This window comes from Rhizomicrobium sp., assembly GCA_037200045.1.
Lineage (GTDB): Bacteria > Pseudomonadota > Alphaproteobacteria > Micropepsales > Micropepsaceae > Rhizomicrobium.
The window spans coordinates 568,726-585,599 of sequence record JBBCHM010000002.1; the positions used below are offsets into that span (position 1 = coordinate 568,726).

The 16,874-nt window shown below is 67.3% G+C and carries 13 protein-coding genes; 3 read left to right on the plus strand and 10 right to left on the minus strand.

Annotated elements, in window-relative coordinates; all coding sequences use genetic code 11:
- Positions 1-167 precede the first annotated feature (167 nt).
- A complete protein-coding gene (locus WDM86_17850) occupies positions 168-1,424 on the minus strand; it encodes a metallophosphoesterase (GenBank protein MEI9991887.1) in 1,257 nt (418 codons plus the stop codon).
- A 56-nt stretch (positions 1,425-1,480) separates the two neighbouring features.
- Positions 1,481-2,881 (minus strand): carotenoid oxygenase family protein, encoded by a 1,401-nt coding sequence (locus tag WDM86_17855; GenBank protein ID MEI9991888.1) that lies wholly within the window; start codon positions 2,879-2,881, stop codon positions 1,481-1,483.
- A 94-nt stretch (positions 2,882-2,975) separates the two neighbouring features.
- Between WDM86_17855 and WDM86_17860 the strand changes: the two genes are divergently transcribed.
- Positions 2,976-3,581, plus strand: coding sequence for a TetR/AcrR family transcriptional regulator (locus WDM86_17860; GenBank protein ID MEI9991889.1), 606 nt, complete (start codon positions 2,976-2,978; stop codon positions 3,579-3,581).
- 3 nt (positions 3,582-3,584) lie between these two features.
- Here WDM86_17860 and WDM86_17865 read toward each other — a convergent pair whose 3' ends face one another.
- The gene (locus WDM86_17865; protein MEI9991890.1) at positions 3,585-5,051 is read right to left on the minus strand and encodes an MFS transporter; all 1,467 of its coding nucleotides are present in this window, start codon (positions 5,049-5,051) and stop codon (positions 3,585-3,587) included.
- Positions 5,052-5,310: 259 nt separating this feature from the next.
- Here WDM86_17865 and WDM86_17870 point away from each other — a divergent pair, with 259 nt between their 5' ends.
- Positions 5,311-6,528: an MFS transporter gene (locus tag WDM86_17870; GenBank protein ID MEI9991891.1), complete on the plus strand. Its 1,218-nt coding sequence runs from the start codon at positions 5,311-5,313 to the stop codon at positions 6,526-6,528.
- Between the two features lies 1 nt (position 6,529).
- On the opposite strand, the gene WDM86_17875 is transcribed toward WDM86_17870, so the two are convergent.
- The gene (locus tag WDM86_17875; GenBank protein MEI9991892.1) at positions 6,530-8,047 is read right to left on the minus strand and encodes a YdiU family protein; all 1,518 of its coding nucleotides are present in this window, start codon (positions 8,045-8,047) and stop codon (positions 6,530-6,532) included.
- Between the two features lie 116 nt (positions 8,048-8,163).
- Here WDM86_17875 and WDM86_17880 point away from each other — a divergent pair, with 116 nt between their 5' ends.
- Positions 8,164-9,981, plus strand: coding sequence for a DUF885 family protein (locus WDM86_17880; protein MEI9991893.1), 1,818 nt, complete (start codon positions 8,164-8,166; stop codon positions 9,979-9,981).
- Between the two features lie 9 nt (positions 9,982-9,990).
- Here the strand turns inward: WDM86_17880 and WDM86_17885 are convergent, their stop codons facing one another.
- From WDM86_17885 to WDM86_17910, 6 genes are all read right to left on the minus strand, one after another.
- Complete coding sequence (locus WDM86_17885) at positions 9,991-10,392, minus strand: DUF6491 family protein (GenBank protein MEI9991894.1); 402 nt, start codon at positions 10,390-10,392, stop codon at positions 9,991-9,993.
- Positions 10,393-10,505: 113 nt separating this feature from the next.
- Positions 10,506-11,336, minus strand: a complete 831-nt coding sequence (locus tag WDM86_17890) for a p-hydroxycinnamoyl CoA hydratase/lyase (GenBank protein ID MEI9991895.1) — start codon at positions 11,334-11,336, stop codon at positions 10,506-10,508.
- A 13-nt stretch (positions 11,337-11,349) separates the two neighbouring features.
- A complete protein-coding gene (locus tag WDM86_17895; GenBank protein MEI9991896.1) occupies positions 11,350-11,889 on the minus strand; it encodes a VOC family protein in 540 nt (179 codons plus the stop codon).
- Between the two features lie 120 nt (positions 11,890-12,009).
- On the minus strand, positions 12,010-14,856 hold the full coding sequence (fdhF, locus tag WDM86_17900) for a formate dehydrogenase subunit alpha (GenBank protein MEI9991897.1): 2,847 nt from the start codon (positions 14,854-14,856) through the stop codon (positions 12,010-12,012).
- Positions 14,853-16,367 (minus strand): NADH-ubiquinone oxidoreductase-F iron-sulfur binding region domain-containing protein, encoded by a 1,515-nt coding sequence (locus WDM86_17905; GenBank protein ID MEI9991898.1) that lies wholly within the window; start codon positions 16,365-16,367, stop codon positions 14,853-14,855. Before WDM86_17905 ends, fdhF begins: the two co-directional genes overlap by 4 nt.
- Positions 16,364-16,864 carry a formate dehydrogenase subunit gamma gene (locus tag WDM86_17910; protein ID MEI9991899.1) on the minus strand — a complete coding sequence of 167 codons (501 nt, stop codon included), beginning with the start codon at positions 16,862-16,864 and terminating at the stop codon, positions 16,364-16,366. Before WDM86_17910 ends, WDM86_17905 begins: the two co-directional genes overlap by 4 nt.
- Positions 16,865-16,874 lie beyond the last annotated feature (10 nt).

A 16,874-nucleotide genomic window follows, 5' to 3' on the forward strand; every position in this document is an offset into this window, starting at 1 on the left:
CAAGCCAATGTCGCGAGCCAGAAGTCGCACCACTCGGTGTCATCCGCCGCGAATGCGGCGGACCCAGGTGAAATCTGCGCCGCCGCAGCAGGGTTCACCTGGGTGGCCCGCATTCGCGGGCCATGACACCTCTATTTTGAATTCAGCGGGCTTCTGGTTTCAGGACGCTAGCGCGTGCCGGGGCAGAAGACGTTGCGGTCCTGATAAGCGCACTGCTTGATCGGATTTCCTTCCGAATCGTAGAGCTGGATCAGCCAGCCGTCATTGCCCGTCATGCGCGTCAGCATCATGAAGCCGAAGCCGCGGACCGAGAACCCGGTTTTCACATGCACGCCCGAATCGCCCTGGAATATCGTGCCGCGCAGGTTCAGGGGCGTGACGTCCAGATTGTCGCCGCCATTGCCGCCGACGATCTGCGGCGGAACTTTCGCCTCGTAGTTGATCGCCTCGAAGCTGTGGATGTGGCCCGACAGCATCAGCGAGATGGCGGCGAAGGCGGAAAGATCGCCCGCCGCCTTGATCATGGTGGCGTTGCCGCCGGCCGGCAGGCCCAGGAAGGTGATCGCGCCCCATAGCGGCCGGTGCGTCCCCAGCCACAATTCGCGGCCCGGCCCGACATCGGCCATCGCCTTCAGCGCTTCGAAATCCTTCTCGTAGAGCGGCACCTGCGCCGGATCGACCGAGGTGTCGGGCGCGCTGGCGCTGTCCATGATCGCGATGGTCTGGCTGCCGGCCTGGACGGCATAGGGATCCAGATGCGCGTTGCACGGCGCCGCCGGATCGTAGGCGGTCGGCCCGATCAGCCGGAGGAAGCCGGGACCGGCGCGGAAGCAGTCCTCGTGATTGCCGCGGATGACGATCCACGGCGCCGCGGCGAGCAGCGGCGCGCCGGGCGTGAAGAAATCGGCGTCCCACGCCGCCCAATTGTCGCCCCAGGGCGAGCCGGCACAGCCGGGGAAGGTGTCCGGGCACGGCGATTCCCGGTAGAGGTAATCGCCCAGATGGAGGACGAGATCGGGATGCTGCGCCGCGGCGGCCTTCGCCAGGGTCGCGAAGGGCCACGCCTTGGGATCGTTGCAGGCCTGCAGCGCCGTGCCCTTGATGCGGCAGCCGGTGTCGCCGAGCACCAGGATGCGCCGCGGATCGGCGACGGGAAGCGCAACCGCATTGCCGTCGATGGTCAGCGCCTTCGCGCCGGCGGGAATTGCCAGGGCGCAGAGCAGCGGGAAGTTCGCATCGGCCGGAGCCCGCACCGTCATGGTGGCGGGCGATCCGTCCAGCATAGCCGCCGGGCAGGTGGCTGCCGCCGTCGTCGCGCGCGCCTCGACCGCGCCGCCCGGTCCCATCTGGACCCACATGGCGGCGGCAGCGAGGTTGGTGGCGGCGAGGAATGCCGCGAGCGCGAGAAAGCCGATGCGTATCATCGCGCCACTATGCAGCAATCCCGGCCGCGGCCAAAACCACCGTTCGATGACAGATGTCAGCCGGGACGCCAGTTCCCATGGAAGCCGAACGGCACGCGGCGCGGCAATTTGGCGGTGCCGATAGGACCCTTGGCAACATCCGCCGCGTCATAGACCACGAAATCGGTGCGGTCCTCGGCGCCGCGATAGATCAGCGCGACCAGGTAGCCCTCGCCTTCGGCGGCCGTCGCGCTTTTCGCAATGAAGATCGGCTCACCCGGGACGTCGCCCTTCGGCAGTTCGTGGACGTCGCGCCTGCCGGTCTTGAAATCGATATGGGCGACGGCGTCAAACAGGATCTTGCCGCTGCTTCCGGTGTCGGCGGCGAAATAGCCATGGCGGTAGGAAAGCCCGGCGCGGCGCTCGTCGAGGCGCGGGAACTCGCCGGCGAGATCGTCGAGCCTGGTCTGCTTCACGGTGTTGGTCTTGCCCGAAAGGTCTACCTCCCAGCGCACCAGATAGGCCGAGCACGGCTTGCCCGGCGAGCCGTCGGCGTTCGGAAACAGCGGCGCCTGCGCGTATTGCATGACGTCGGCATAGAGCTTGTCGCCCTCTTCCCAGGCGTTCATCGGATGGAAGACATAGCAGGGATCGGTGTCGAGCCAGCGGATGGTCTCGACGCCCTTGTCGCGGGCCATCAAGCCGATGCGGCCGCCCAGTTCCGGCTCCCAGCCGTAGGCCGGTTTGCCGCTCATCGCGCGCGGCAGGCTGGCCGACAGCGGCAGGATCGGGAACAGCACATGCCGGTCGGTGACGCAGAAATCGTGCACCATGCTGGCATAGGGCGCGTCGAAGGTGTCGAGCCGCGTCACCTTGCCGGTCTTGTCGACCACGCCATAGGCCATGCCGGCCGACAGCGGCACCGGACCGACGCCATAGCCGAAGAACGCCATCTCGCCGGTTTCGGGATCGATCTTGGGATGCGCCGTGAAGCACTTGGCCTTGCCGGCATAATCGAGATAGCCACGGGTCGCGAGCGACAGCGGATCGACCTCCAGCGGCTGGTGGGCCTCTTCGAGCGCCAGCAGCTTGCCGGCGTGCCACACGACATTCGTGTTGGCGACGCCGCTCTCCTTGCCGATCACGGAGGGATCGCTGGTCAGCGGATTGCCGAAGGAGCCGAACAGCGACTTGCCCGCCGCGTGCTCCAGCTCCCATTTCGGCGTGCGCAGATAGCGGTTCTTGTAGGAGACCTTGCCGCCCTCGACGAAGAAGCCGTGCAGCATGCCGTCGCCGACGAACCAGTGGTGGTTCGGATCGCGCGGCGTGAACTGCGGGTTGGGACCGTTGCGATAGAACGCGCCGCGCAGCGCGGCGGGAATCTCCCCGGTGACCGGAAGGTCGGTGAAATCGTCCTCGCTCGCGACGGGCGCGAAATTGCCGGACAGGTAAGGGTTCAGACGGACGGGCGCATTCATGGTCGACCTCGCGGCAAGGTGAACCTTTACGTTGTAAATTTATAGCATATACCCATTCTGTTTGGCAAGTTTAGAATTACTCAAAGGATTCCCGATGCCCCGCGTCCTCAGCCAGACCGACGTTGCCGATTTCCGCGAGCGGCTCTGCGAAGCCGCGACCAAGCTGTTCGACGCCAAGGGCCGCGACGGCTTCACCATGCGGGAACTGGCGAGCGAGATCGGCGTCAGCGCGATGACGCCCTACCGCTATTTCAAGGACAAGGACGACATCCTGGCGGCGGTGCGCGCCCGCGCTTTCAACCGCTTCGCGGATTCGCTGGAAGCCGCGTTCAGGGCCGCCGCCACCGCGCCGGAGAAATCCGCCGCGGTGTACCAGGCCTATATCGGCTTCGCCTTCGGCGAGCCGGCCGCCTACCGGCTGATGTTCGATCTGTCGCAGCCCGACGAGTCGGCCTATCCCGAACTGGTCCAGGCCGCCACGCGCGCCCGCGCGACCATGACGGCCTATGTCCGCGCCCTGGTGCAGGACGGCATCCTGGACGGCGATCCCGAACTGATCGGCCACGTGTTCTGGGCCTCGTTGCACGGCGCGGTGGTGCTCACGCTCGCGGGCAAGCTGGGCGCCGGATACGATTTCGACCGCATCAGCGGCGAGTCGTTCCGTGTGCTGTTCGAGGGCTATAGGGCGAAGCGGGCGTAGGCGCTATTCCCCCGCGCCGAGCGGCAGGGTCTGCGGCGCGCCGAGCGCCGGCTCCGAGCCCGACAGGCTTTCCGCCACGCCGGCCGCGCCCGCCACGGCCTGCGCCTCGATTTCCGCCGCGCGCGTCGCGAGGTCGGCGCGGATGCCGTCATGCCGCGCGGCGTCGAGCTTGTAGCCCCACAGCGCCCAGGCGCCGACGAACATGGTCAGCACCGGCACGACGACATAGCAGGCCTCCAGCGCATCCAGCGCGAGGCCGGTGTTCACCACGCCTTCCCTGGCATCGAAGCCGAAGGCCTGGATGATCGGGAAGGTGATGATCACGGCGAGCGCCGAGCCGATCTTGGAGGTCGCCACGATCAGCCCGTAGAGCAGCGCCGAACGGTCCTTGCCGATATCGAGCCGCACCTCGTCGCTGACATCGGCGATCATCGAGCGGATCTGGAAGGTGAAGCAGCTCACCACGAAGCCGGCGAACATCATTCCCGGCACCATGAACACCATGGCGCCGCGCGGGATCACGAACACCAGCGCCTGCGCCAGGCCGTAGAGCACGCAGCCCCACATCACCGTCTTGTGCTTGCCGATGCGGTTGGAGACCAGCGACCAGCACGGCGCGCCGAACAGGCCCGCCGCGATGTAGATCAGCAGCAGCGAATTGGTCTGGGTCCGGGTGAAGCCGAGCGCCTGGGTGAAGAAGAAGAGATAAAGCACCGCCGTGATGGCGGGTCCGAGGGCGAGAAACAGGTCGGCGGCGAGGACGCGAAGCAGCGAGGGCCGCGCGATCATCGTCCAATAGTCCTTCAGCGTGATGCGGTTGGCGGTTTCCGCCTGGCGCGGCTCGCCGACCGCGGCGATGCACAGCAGCACCGTGAGCGGCGTGACGACCAGCAGGAACCAGCCCATGGCCTGCACGCCCTGGGCGTCCGTCATGTGCCAGCCGAGCTTGAGCACGACGGGGAGCGCCAGGATGACGACGATGGCGATCACGCCGATGGTCTGCATCCAGCTATAGATGCGGCTGCGCTGATGGTATTCCGGCACCAGCGCCGCGGCCCAGGCGGCGTGGCCCAGCGTGATCATCGAATAGCCGGCATAGAGGACCAGCAGCCAGACGACCAGGTAGAGCCGGCTGGAGCCCGGCGCGGCCATGAAGATCATGTAGGACGCCAGCATCAGCAGCGGCACGCTGGCGATCATCCAGGGCCGAAAGCGCCCGAAGCGCGTGTCGGTCGCATTGACCGCGATGCCGATCATGGGATCGAAGAAGATGTCGGTCAGGCGCACCACGCCGAAGGCGGCGCTGACGGCGGCGAGCGTCAGGCCGATATGGCTCGCGTAATAGTTGGGCAGATAGACGGTGAGCGGAATGCCGAGCGCGGAGTAAGGCATCGCCGCGCTGGAAAACGGCGCCAGCAGCCGCGCCGGCAGTCGCTTGGCCGGTGGCGCACTCGACGTCGGGCTACTCATATAATGCATCTCCCAGGAACGGCCTCTTAGGGGCCTTTCATGACATAAACTTCACACGGGGACTTCCCACGGCGACTTCACACGGGTTTCGCCCGGCCGTGCAACCAAAATCCGCGCGAGCCGAACCGGCGCCGGGAACCGCCGCGAAACGCGACGCCGCGGCGGCGCCTTCGCGACAATACGCCGACAACTTCATGTCGCTATCGTTGCACAGCGTCCGGGTTCCGTTACAGTCGATTGCCGCAGGACGGGACAGGGCGTGAGCGCAACCGGGCCGAGAACCACGCATCCCGTCGTCTATCTGGTGCTCTGCACGCCGTTCGGCGCCTCCAACGGCTATCTGGTCGTCACCCTGGGCTTCCTCCTGTCGCAGGCCGGCGTCGGGGTTTCGGCCATCGCGGGACTGATCGCGCTCAGCCTGGTGCCGCAGACCTGGAAGTTCTTCTGGGCGCCCGTCGTCGACACGACGCTGACCAGCAAGGCCTGGTATTTGCTCGCCGCCATCGTCTGCGCCGTCACACTGGGCGCCATCGGCTTCTTCCCGATCACCAAGGTGGGTCTTTTCGCCATCACGGTGCTGGTCGTGGCGAACAGCACCGCCACGACGTTCCTCGCCATGGCGGCCGAGAACCTGATGGCGCATGCGACACCGCAGGAGCAGAAGGGCCGCGCCGGCGGCTGGTACCAGGCGGGCAATCTCGGCGGCTCGGGCATCGGCGGCGGCGGCGCGCTGTGGCTGGCGCAGCATTTTCCCTACACTTGGCTGCCCGGCGCGGCGATGGCGGCGCTGTTCCTGGCCTGCTGCCTGGCCCTGCTGTTCGTCGACGAGCCGGCGGCCGACCACCGCCACGCCTCCTATTATCGCAGACTCGCGAATGTCGGGCTCGATGTGTGGAACACGGCGAAGTCGCGCGCCGGCTATCTGGCGCTGTTGATCTGCTTCCTGCCGATCGGTTCGGGCGCCGCTTCCAATCTGTGGTCCGCCACCGCCGGCGAATGGCACGCCGGCGCCGATACCGTCGCGCTGGTCAACGGCGTGATGGGCGGGATCGTCTCGGCGGTCGGCTGCGTCGTCGGCGGCTATTTCTGCGACCGCATGGACCGCAAATTCGCCTATGCGCTGTACGGCGTGTTCCTCGCCGCCGGCGCGCTGGCGATGGCGGCGGCGGCGCGGACGCCGCAGATGTTCGTGACCTTCACCCTGCTCTATGCCTTCGTCCAGGGCTTCAACTATGCCTCGTTCAGCGCCGTGGTGCTGGAGGCCATCGGGCGCGGCGCCGCCGCCACGAAATACAATCTCTACGCCGCGCTCTCGAACGTGCCGCTCATGTACATGACGGCGATCGAAGGCTTCGCCTATGGGCGCTGGCACGCCAACGGCCTGCTGCTCGCCGACGCCCTGGCGGGGCTGGCCGCCGTCCTGTTCTTCTTCGCGGTGGCGATGGGCACGCGGCCCCGCGCCGTCGCGCTCGCCTGACTCAGGTGCCGCAGAAGGTCTGCAGCACGATCTCGTCCGGCTGGGGCGCGTCGGCGTAGGCGGCGAAGTCCGGCTGATCGTCATAGGGCTTCGACAGGACGGTCAGCAATTCCTCGAACGGCGCGTAATCGTCGCGCTCCTGCGCCGCGGCGATGGCCGCTTCGATGCGATGGTTGCGCGGAATGAAGGCGGGATTGACGGCGCGCATGGCGGTGGCCCGCGCCGCCGGCGCGACATGCTCCAGCGCCAGCCGCGCGCGCCATTTGTCGAGCCAGACGTCGAGCGCGGCGGCGTTGTCGAACAGCGCGCGCAGGCCTTCGACCGCGCCTGCGTCGCCCGCGCTGTCGGCGAGGCGGCGGAAGGTCAGCGTGAAATCGGCGCGGCCGTCCGCCATGTGGCGGAAGAACTCGCCGATCAGCGGCAGGTCGTCGTCATAGCCTTGCGCGAATCCGAACTTCGCCCGCAGCCCTTCGTAATAGGCCGCCTCGAACAACGGCGGATAGGTGTCGATCGCCGCCTGCGCGGTCTTGATCGCGCTGTCCTCGTCCACGCCCAGCAGCGGCAACAGCGCCTGGGCGAAGCGCACCAGATTCCACTGGGCGATGCGCGGCTGGTTGCCGAAGGCGTAGCGGCCACCTTGGTCGATGGAGCTGAACACCTTGGCCGGATCGTAGGCGTCCATGAAGGCGCAGGGACCGTAGTCGATCGTCTCGCCGGCGATGGAGGTGTTGTCCGTGTTCATCACGCCGTGGATGAAGCCGATGAGCTGCCAGCGCGCCACCAGGCTCGCCGTCCGCGCGATGACCGCGTCCAGCAGGGCGCGATAGTCGCCCCGCGCCACCTCGGGATAGAGCCGCGCGATCACATAGTCGGCGAGCGTCCGCACGCCTTCGGTATCGCCGCGATTGCCGAAATATTCGAAAGTGCCGACCCGCACATGGCTCTTCGACACCCGCGTCAGCACCGCGCCGGGCAGCAGGCCCTCCTGGCGCAGCATGCGCTCGCCGGTCGTCACCGCCGCCAGCGTGCGCGTCGTCGGAATGCCGAGCGCCGCCATCGCCTCGCTGACGATATATTCGCGCAGGACCGGCCCCAGCGCGGCGCGGCCGTCGCCGTTGCGCGAGAACGGTGTCGGGCCGGAGCCCTTGAGCTGGATGTCGTAGCGCACCCCGTCGCGCGCCACGACCTCGCCCAACAGGACGGCGCGGCCGTCGCCCAGGCGCGGCACCCAATTGCCGAATTGATGCCCGGCATAGGCCATGGCGAGCGGATCGGCGCCGGCGGGCACGCGATTGCCGGCGAGCGCCGCCACGCCGTCCGCCGATGCAAGACGCGCGGGATCGATGCCGAGTTGACGTGCCAATTCGGCGTTGACCTTGATCAGGCGCGGCGCCGCGACCGGGGTCGGCGCCTGGCGCGCATAGAACCGCTCCGGCAGAAGCGCATAGCTGTTGTCGAACGGAAAAGTCGGCGGCGCGATGTTCGCGCGATCAACATCCAGAATGGAAAACTCGCTCATGTGCGGCACTATATCAGCACCGCACGGCAAGGCGCGACCGAATAGCCGGGGCCGGAACCTTGCGACCGACGCCCCGCCCGCCCTAGCCTTCCCGGCGCCTTTCCGCCGGGGTTTCCATGCTCAGCCGCCGCAAATTCCTCGCCTCGACCGTCGCCGTCGCGGGCGCGCTCGCCGCGCAGCCGCTCTATGCCGCGCCCGCTTCGGGCGAGGCGGCCAAGCTCAACGCGCTGCTCGACGCCATCTTCCAGGAGACGCTGCGGCAGAATCCGGAAGGCGCGACGCAGCTCGGCTTCGACAAGGGCGCCAACGCCGATCTCAAGAGCAAGCTGCGCGACGAATCCGGCGCCGGCATCGCGGCGTCGAAGGCGCTGGCCGCCGACCAGCTCCGCCGCCTCCGCCAGATCGACGCGAACGCGCTGACCGGCATGGACCGGGTGAACTACGACACGCTTCTCTATACGCGCGAATCGGCGGTCGCGATCGGCGCCTTCGATTTCGGCGGCACGTCCTATGGTCCCTCGCCCTATGTGGTGAGCCAGCTCACCGGCGCCTACCAGTCGGTGCCCGACTTCCTCGACACCAAGCACCGCATCGAGACCGCGGCCGACGCCGACGCCTATCTCGCGCGGCTGGACGCCTTCGCCGGCCAGATCGCCGACAACACCGAACGCATGCGCCACGACGCGGCCGAGGGCGTCGCGCCGCCGGACTTCCTGCTCGACCGCGCGCTGGAGCAGATGACGGCGACCCGCACCACCGCCGACAAATCGCTGCTCGTCGCCTCCATCGCGCGGCGCGCCAAGGAGAAGGGGCTGAGCGACGACTATGCGACGAAGGCCGCCGCGATCTATGACGCGAAGATCGGCCCGGCGCTGGACGGCCTGATCGCCGAAACCAAGACGCTGCGCGCCACCGCCGCGCATGACGCGGGGCTCTGGCGTTTCGCCCAGGGCGAGGCGTTCTATGCCGCGGCGCTGCGTTCGGCCACGACGACCAGCCTTTCGCCCGACGCGATCCACCAACTCGGCCTCGACCAGGGCAAGGAGATCGCGGCGCGGATCGACACGCTGCTGCAAAAGCAGGGCATGACGCAGGGCACGGTCGGCGAGCGCATCCTCGCGCTCTACAAGCAGGAGGTCTATCCCAACACCGACGACGGCAAGGCGCAGTGCATCGCCTATTGCAACCAGCGGCTGGCGGAGATCCGCCCGCATCTGCCCAGCGTCTTCAAGCGCCTGCCCGACTACAAATTCGAGGTCCGCCGCGTGCCGGTGCAGACCGAGCCCGGCGCGGCCTCGGCGTTCTCGCAGCCGCCGACGCTCGACGGCACGCGGCCCGGCATCGTCTATTTCAACCTGCATGACAGCGCCGAATGGCCCAAATGGTGCCTGTCGACCACCGTCTTCCACGAGGGCCTGCCGGGGCACCAGCTCGAAGGCGGCCTCGCGCTCGGCAATGCCGGCCTGCCGCTGATCCGCAAGATCACCGGCTTCTCCGGCTATGCCGAGGGCTGGGCGCTCTATGCCGAGCAGCTCGCCGACGAGATCGGCATGTATGACGACGATCCGTTGGGCCGCATCGGCTATCTGAAATTCCAGCTCTTCCGCGCCAACCGCTGCGTCGTCGACACCGGCATCCATCACCTGAAATGGAGCCGCGAGCAGGCGATCCAGTATTTCGTCGAGCATGGCGGCGACGCGCCCGGCTTCGCGACCCGCGAAGTCGAGCGCTATTGCGCCACGCCCGGCCAGGCCTGCAGCTACAAGCTCGGCCACACGGTGTGGACCAAGGCGCGCGAGCGCGCCAAGGCCGCGCTCGGCGCCAAATACGACATCAAGGACTTCCACGAGGCCGGCCTGGACTGCGGCCGGGTGCCGCTCGACGTGCTCGACGGCGTGATCGACCGCTATATCGCGGCGAAGTCCGCGAGCTGAGCGGCGGCCTTAGGGCTTGAACTTCTTCGGGATCGCGGCGGCTTCCTGCGGCGTCAGCGGCGTCATCGTCTTGACGATGCACACCGACTGGATGCCGCCCGGCGTCTGGCCGACCTTGATGTCCCAGTCCAGCGCGGAACACACCAGGGAGCTTCCGCGCCATTGCGTGACGAGATAGGCGCTCGGCCACAGCAGCGCGGGACAGGAGGCGGCCAGGTCCAGGCGGTAGTATTGATGCATGTTCACCCGGACGTTGATCGTCTTGGCGTCGGCGGCCTTCCAGTTCTCGAAATTGCGGATCTGAAAACAGGCGGGGGGCGCCTTCGTCGACGGCGCTTCGTCGGCGCGGGCCGCGGCCAGCGGCAGCATCGATCCCAGGGCCAGGGCGAAAACGGCAGTCGGTAGCCTCATGATACACTCCACGATTAGCCCCTCGGGCAGTATATCAAGCCTCGCCCCTCCCGGATCAATATTCCATTCGCCGCTTATCGTAAATTTTATAATCGTATCATTTTGTCCGTAAATCAGCGGCGCTTGGTCTTGTCGTAGGCGGCGAGGCCCGGCTTGTACGACTTGTCGTCGATGAACTGGCGGATGCCTTCCTTGCGGCCGTCATTGTCGAAGCTGTTGGCCGCTTCCTGGGCGCGGATCAGGTATTCCTCGGCGTTCTCATAGGTCATCTCGCGCACGCGCCGCACCGCGTCCTTGGCCGCCTTCAGCGTGACGGGGTTCTTCTGCAAGAGGACGCTCGCGACCTCGCGGACGCGCGCCTCCAGCCCGGCCAGGGGCACCGCCTCGTTGACGAGCCGCCACTCCGCCGCCTTCTTGCCGTCGATCGGCTCGCCGGTGAGGGCGTGGTACATCGCATCGCGCATCGGCATCAGCTCGGTGGCGACCTTGGTCGCGCCGCCGCCCGGCAGGATGCCCCAATTGATCTCGCTGAGGCCGAACTTCGCCTCCTCCGCCGCGAAGGCGAGATCGCAGGCGAAAAGCGGGCCATAGCCGCCGCCGAAGCACCAGCCATTGACCATCGCGATGGTCGGCTTCTGGTACCAGCGAAGCTGGCGCCACCAGGTATAGGCCGCGCGCTGAGCGCGCCGCGTGCCGGAGAGGCCCTGGGCCTCGGTCTCGCGGAAATATTCCTTGAGGTCCATGCCGGCGGACCACGCCTCGCCCTCGCCGGTCAGCACCAAGACGCCGACATCGTCGCGGAATTCCAGATGGTCGAGCGCCAGCGCCATCTCGCGGTTGAGGGTCGGGCTCATCGCGTTGCGCTTGGCGGGGCGGGCGAAGCGCAGCCAGCCGATGCCGCTGTCGATGGAATAGGAGACGGTGGTGAATTTGGGTTCGGACACGGGCGTTCTCTCTTTAGCCGAAGGAGCGGACGGGATTGCTGCCGTCCCAGGTCAGCGCGGCGCCATAGAAGCCGCCGAAGGCGCGCTCCATGCCGGGACTGGTCTCGATCAATTCGACGAAGCCGGGCAGCGAACCCTTGGTTTCGAGATAGGCCACCTCGCCGCCCGTCGGCACGCCGAGGCGGAACGCGACCTCCATCCCCATCGCTTCGTAGCGCGCGAGGTCGGAGGCGAAATCGGCGCTCGCGATGCCCCAGTGATGGAACCCGTAGCCGCTGCGGTCGATCAGTTCCTTGTAGACGGAAGGATGATCGTCATTGGGCTGGATCAGCTCGATGTTCATGTGGCCGGCGAACGACATCGCCAGCGTGATGTCGGCCTTGGACGGCCTGCCGCGATAGACCGGATCGACGCCGGTGAAGTGATCGAGCACGAACCACGGCCCGACGTTCAGCCGCTTGACCCATTCGTCGATCGCCGCGCGCAGATCCTTCACGACATAGGCCATCTGCATGATGCCCTTGTCGGGCTGGCCGAAATTCAGATGCGCCATGCGCAATTCCCCCCGTTTCGTCTTATTTGTAAGCAACACACACGATGTTAGCGCAAGCCGCGTCCGCCTGGCAAACAAGCCGGGCGGAGACGTCCTGACCAATTGATGAGCGGCGGCGGCCTATTCCGCGGCGGCCACGGGTGCGGCGATCTGCCGGCTCTCGGCGCTGTGCCTGCGGTAGGCGTCCTGCCATTCGGTCGGCCCGTTGGAGGGCGCGACCTGGACCGCGGTGACCTTGTATTCCGGGCAGTTGGTCGCCCAGTCGGAATATTCCGTGGTCACGACATTGGCCTGGGTGTCGGGATGATGGAACGTCGTGTAGACGACGCCCGGCGCCACGCGGTCGGTGATCAGGGCGCGCAGCGCGGTCGATCCGGCGCGGCTTTGCAGCTTCACCCAGTCGCCGTCGCGGATGCCGCGTTCCTCGGCGTCGTGCGGATGGATCTCCAGCCGGTCTTCCTGGTGCCACGCCACATTGGCGGTGCGGCGGGTCTGGGCGCCGACATTATATTGGCTGAGGATGCGCCCCGTGGTCAGCAGCAGCGGGAAGCGCGGGCCGACCTTCTCGTCGGTCGGCACATATTCCGTCAGCACGAAATTGCCCTTGCCGCGCACGAAATGGCCGATATGCATGACGGGCGTGCCGTCCGGCGCCTGGTCGTTGCACGGCCACTGGATCGAACCCATCTCCTCCAGCCTGGCGTAGCTGACGCCCGTGAAGGTCGGCGTGAGGCGGGCGATCTCGTCCATGATCTGCGACGGATGCTCATAAGCCATGGGAATGCCCATCGCGTCGGCCAGGCGCAGCGTGACCTCCCAATCGGCGAGGCCGGCCTTCGGCGCCATCACCTTGCGCACGCGCTGGATGCGGCGCTCGGCGTTGGTGAAGGTGCCGTCCTTCTCCAGGAAGGTCGAGCCCGGCAGGAAGACATGCGCGTAGTCGGCGGTCTCGTTGAGGAAAAGGTCGTGCACCACGACGCATTCCATCGCCGCGAGGCCGGCCATGACGTGCTTGGTATTGGGATCGGACTGCAGGATGTCCTCGCCCTGGATGTAGATGCCCTTGAAGCGGCCCTCGACCGCCGCGTCGAGCATGTTGGGAATGCGCAAGCCCGGCTCGCTGTCGAGCGCGCCGCCCCAGGCGGCCTCGAACAAGGCGCGCGTCGCGTCGTCGGAGACATGGCGGTAGCCGGACAGCTCGTGCGGGAACGAGCCCATGTCGCACGCGCCCTGAACGTTGTTCTGGCCGCGCAGCGGATTCACGCCGACGCCTTCGCGGCCGATATTGCCGGTCGCCATGGCGAGATTGGCGATGGCCATGACCGTCGTCGAGCCCTGGCTGTGCTCGGTCACGCCGAGGCCGTAATAGATCGCGGAGTTCGGCCCCTTCGCGTAGAGCCGCGCGGCGCCGCGCACCTGCTCCGCCGGCACGCCGGTGAAGATTTCGGTCGCTTCCGGGCTGCGCGACGGATCGGCGACGAAGGCCGACCATTCGGCGAAGGAATCGGCGTCGCCGCGCTCGCGCACGAAATCCTCGGCGACCAGCCCTTCGGTGACGATGACATGCGCCAGCGCGGTCAGCAGCGCGACATTGGTGCCGGGCTTGATCGGAAGGTGATAATCCGCCGCGACATGGGGCGTGTGCACCAGATCGATGCGGCGCGGATCGACCACGATCAACCGGGCGCCTTCGCGCAGCCGCTTCTTCATGCGCGAGGCGAAGACCGGATGGCCGTCGGTCGGGTTGGCGCCGATCACGAGAATGACATCGGCCTGTTCGACGGAATCGAAATCCTGCGTGCCGGCCGAGGTGCCGAACGCGGTCTTGAGGCCGTAGCCGGTCGGCGAGTGGCAGACGCGGGCGCAGGTGTCGACATTGTTGTTGCCGAAGACGTGGCGCACCAGCTTCTGGACCAGATAGGCCTCCTCATTGGTGCAGCGCGACGAGGTGATGCCGCCGAGCGCGCCGCGGCCGTATTTCGCCTGGATGCGCTTGAACTCCGACGCCGTGTGGGCGAACGCCTCGTCCCAACTCACCTCGCGCCACGGATCGGCGATGTTGGCGCGGATCATCGGCTTGAGGATTCGATCCTTGTGCTGGGCATAGCCCCAGGCGAAGCGGCCCTTGACGCAGGAATGGCCGTGGTTCGCCTTGCCGTCCTTGTGCGGCACCATGCGCACGACTTCCTCGCCGCGCATCTCGGCCTTGAAGGTGCAGCCGACGCCGCAATAGGCGCAGGTCGTGACCGCGGAATGCTCCGGCTGGCCGATTTCGATGACGGATTTCTCGATCAGCGTGGCGGTCGGGCAGGCCTGTACGCAGGCGCCGCAGGAGACGCATTCGGAGTCGAAGAAATCCTCCGCCGCGCCGGCGGTGACGCGGGATTCGAATCCGCGCGCCCCGATGGTCAGCGCGAAGGTGCCCTGCACTTCCTCGCAGGCCCGCACGCAGCGCGAGCACACGATGCATTTCGACGGGTCATAGGTGAAGTAGGGATTGGACTCGTCCTTGGTGTCCGCCAGATGGTTGTCGCCGGCATAGCCGTAACGGACCTCGCGCAGGCCGACCGCGCCCGCCATGTCCTGCAATTCGCAGTCGCCGTTGGCCGCGCAGGTGAGGCAGTCGAGCGGATGATCGGAGATGTAAAGCTCCATCACGCCGCGGCGCAGCTTCTTCAGCCGATCCGTCTGGGTACGGACCTTCATGCCCTCGGCCACCGGCGTCGTGCAGGAGGCCGGCGTGCCCGGCCGGCCGTCGATCTCGACGAGGCAGAGCCGGCAGGAGCCGAAGGCCTTGACGTTGTCGGTGGCGCAGAGCTTGGGGACGGCGACGCCGGCGTCCATCGCGGCGCGCATGATCGAGGTGCCTTCGGGCACGTCGAGCGTCTTGCCGTCGATGGAGACGCGCACGCGTTTGCCCGCTTTGGAGGCGGGGGTGCCGTAATCGATGTCTTCGACCAGACTCATCGCGCGACAAAATCCTCCGGAAAATGATCGATGGCGCTGAGGACCGGATAGGGCACGAAGCCGCCCAGCGCGCAGAGCGAACCGGACTTCATAGTGTCGCACAAATCGCGCAGCAGCGCCATTTGCGCGGCGTTGGCCGGCTCTTTCAATATCTTGTCGATGGTCTCCATGCCGCGCACCGACCCGATGCGGCAGGGCGTGCACTTGCCGCAGCTTTCGACGGCGCAGAATTCCATCGCGAAGCGCGCCTGGTGGGCCATGTCGACCGTGTCGTTGAAGACCACGACGCCGCCATGGCCGATCAGGCCGCCCTTGGCGGTGAACGCCTCGTAGTCGAACGGCGTGTCGAACAAGGCGGGTGGGAAATAGGCGCCGAGCGGCCCACCGACCTGGACGGCCCGGATGGGACGGCCGCTCGCCGTGCCGCCGCCGATGTCGTTGACGAGTTCGCCCAGCGTGATGCCGAACGGCGTCTCGAACAGCCCGCCATGTTTGATGTCGCCGGCCAACTGGATCGGCATGGTGCCGCGCGACCGGCCGAGGCCGAGATCGCGATAGAAGCCGGCGCCCTTGGTCAGGATGGTCGGCGCCGCGGCGAAGGTCAGCACGTTGTGAATGACCGTCGGCTTGCCGAACAATCCGCTATGCACCGGTAGCGGCGGCTTGGCGCGCACCTGGCCGCGCCGGCCCTCGATGCTTTCGAGCAGCGCGGTCTCCTCGCCGCAGACATAGGACCCGGCGCCGACGCGCACTTCGAGATCGAAGGCGAAGGCACTACCGAGCACGCTGGCGCCGAGCAATCCCTTGTCCCGCGCCACCGCGATGGCGCGCCGCATCGCGGCGATGGCGATCGGATATTCGGACCGGATATAGATGTACCCCTTGGTCGCGCCGGTCGCGACCGCGGCGATGGCCATGCCCTCGATCAAGAGGAACGGATCGCCTTCCATCAGCATGCGGTCGGCATAGGTGCCGGAATCGCCCTCGTCCGCGTTGCACACGAGGTATTTGACGTCGCCCGGCGCGTCGGCGGCGCCGTTCCATTTGATGCCGGCCGGAAAGCCCGCGCCGCCGCGGCCGCGCAGGCCGGACGCCAGGATTTCGTCGCGGATTGCCTTGGGTCCGATCTCGATGGCGTGTTTCAGTCCGGCCAGCCCGCCCTCTGTTTCGTAGTCCTGAAGCGAGGCCGGATCGACGGTGCCGCAGCGCGCGAAGGTCAGCCGCGTCTGCGCCTTTAGGAAAGGATGATCCTCGATCCGTCCGAGCGACAAAGCATGCGGCGCCGCATTGCGCACGGCTTCGAGAATGCCGGCAACGTCCGTCGCGGCCACCGGCCCGAAGGCCTGCCAGCCCGACGCGGTCCGCACTTCGACAAAAGGTTCGAGCCAGAACAGGCCGCGCGATCCGACCGGCACGATCTCGACGCCGGCCTCGCGAAGCGCGCGCGCCACCGCCTTGCCGCCAAGCGCGACGGACGCGGTGTCGTGCGAGAGGCGGGCGCGGACCGTCATGGCCCGGCCTGTTCGATTAGTTCGGCGAGCTTCGTTTCGTCGAGGCGCCCGACCGGCTCGCCGTTGAGCATGGCCGAAGGTCCGCTGGCGCAGAGGCCCAGGCAATAGGCCGGCTCCAGAGTCCATGCGCCGTCGGAACTGGTTTCGCTCCAGCCGAGCTTGAGCGCCGCCTGCGCCGCCGCCGCGATGCGTTCGGCGCCGACCGCTTGGCAGGCTTCGGCGCGGCAGAGCTTGAGCACATGCCGGCCGGCCGGGCCGTCGAGACGGAAGTCGTGATAGAAGCTCGCCACCCCGAACACCTCGGCGCGGCTGAGATTGAATTCGTGCGCCAAGAGCGCGATGGCCGGCTTGGGCACGAAGCCGAATTCGGCCTGCAGCGCATGCAAGGCGGGCAGCAATCCACCCGGCACGGCCGCGTGCGGCGCGACGGCGGCGCGGGCGCGATCCTCGCTCCAGGCGCCGCGCGTCGCCGCGCTGTTCACGTCACCGGCTTTCATCGCCAACGCA

Bases quoted from the DNA above. Each gene is read 5' to 3' on its own strand.
- WDM86_17850 (MEI9991887.1), bottom strand. From the start codon at position 1,424: ATGATACGCATCGGCTTTCTCGCGCTCGCGGCATTCCTCGCCGCCACC.
- WDM86_17855 (MEI9991888.1), bottom strand. From the start codon at position 2,881: ATGAATGCGCCCGTCCGTCTGAACCCTTACCTGTCCGGCAATTTCGCG.
- WDM86_17860 (MEI9991889.1), top strand. From the start codon at position 2,976: ATGCCCCGCGTCCTCAGCCAGACCGACGTTGCCGATTTCCGCGAGCGG.
- WDM86_17865 (MEI9991890.1), bottom strand. From the start codon at position 5,051: ATGAGTAGCCCGACGTCGAGTGCGCCACCGGCCAAGCGACTGCCGGCG.
- WDM86_17875 (MEI9991892.1), bottom strand. From the start codon at position 8,047: ATGAGCGAGTTTTCCATTCTGGATGTTGATCGCGCGAACATCGCGCCG.
- WDM86_17880 (MEI9991893.1), top strand. From the start codon at position 8,164: ATGCTCAGCCGCCGCAAATTCCTCGCCTCGACCGTCGCCGTCGCGGGC.
- WDM86_17885 (MEI9991894.1), bottom strand. From the start codon at position 10,392: ATGAGGCTACCGACTGCCGTTTTCGCCCTGGCCCTGGGATCGATGCTG.
- WDM86_17895 (MEI9991896.1), bottom strand. From the start codon at position 11,889: ATGGCGCATCTGAATTTCGGCCAGCCCGACAAGGGCATCATGCAGATG.
- fdhF (MEI9991897.1), bottom strand. From the start codon at position 14,856: ATGAGTCTGGTCGAAGACATCGATTACGGCACCCCCGCCTCCAAAGCG.
- WDM86_17905 (MEI9991898.1), bottom strand. From the start codon at position 16,367: ATGACGGTCCGCGCCCGCCTCTCGCACGACACCGCGTCCGTCGCGCTT.
- WDM86_17910 (MEI9991899.1), bottom strand. From the start codon at position 16,864: ATGAAAGCCGGTGACGTGAACAGCGCGGCGACGCGCGGCGCCTGGAGC.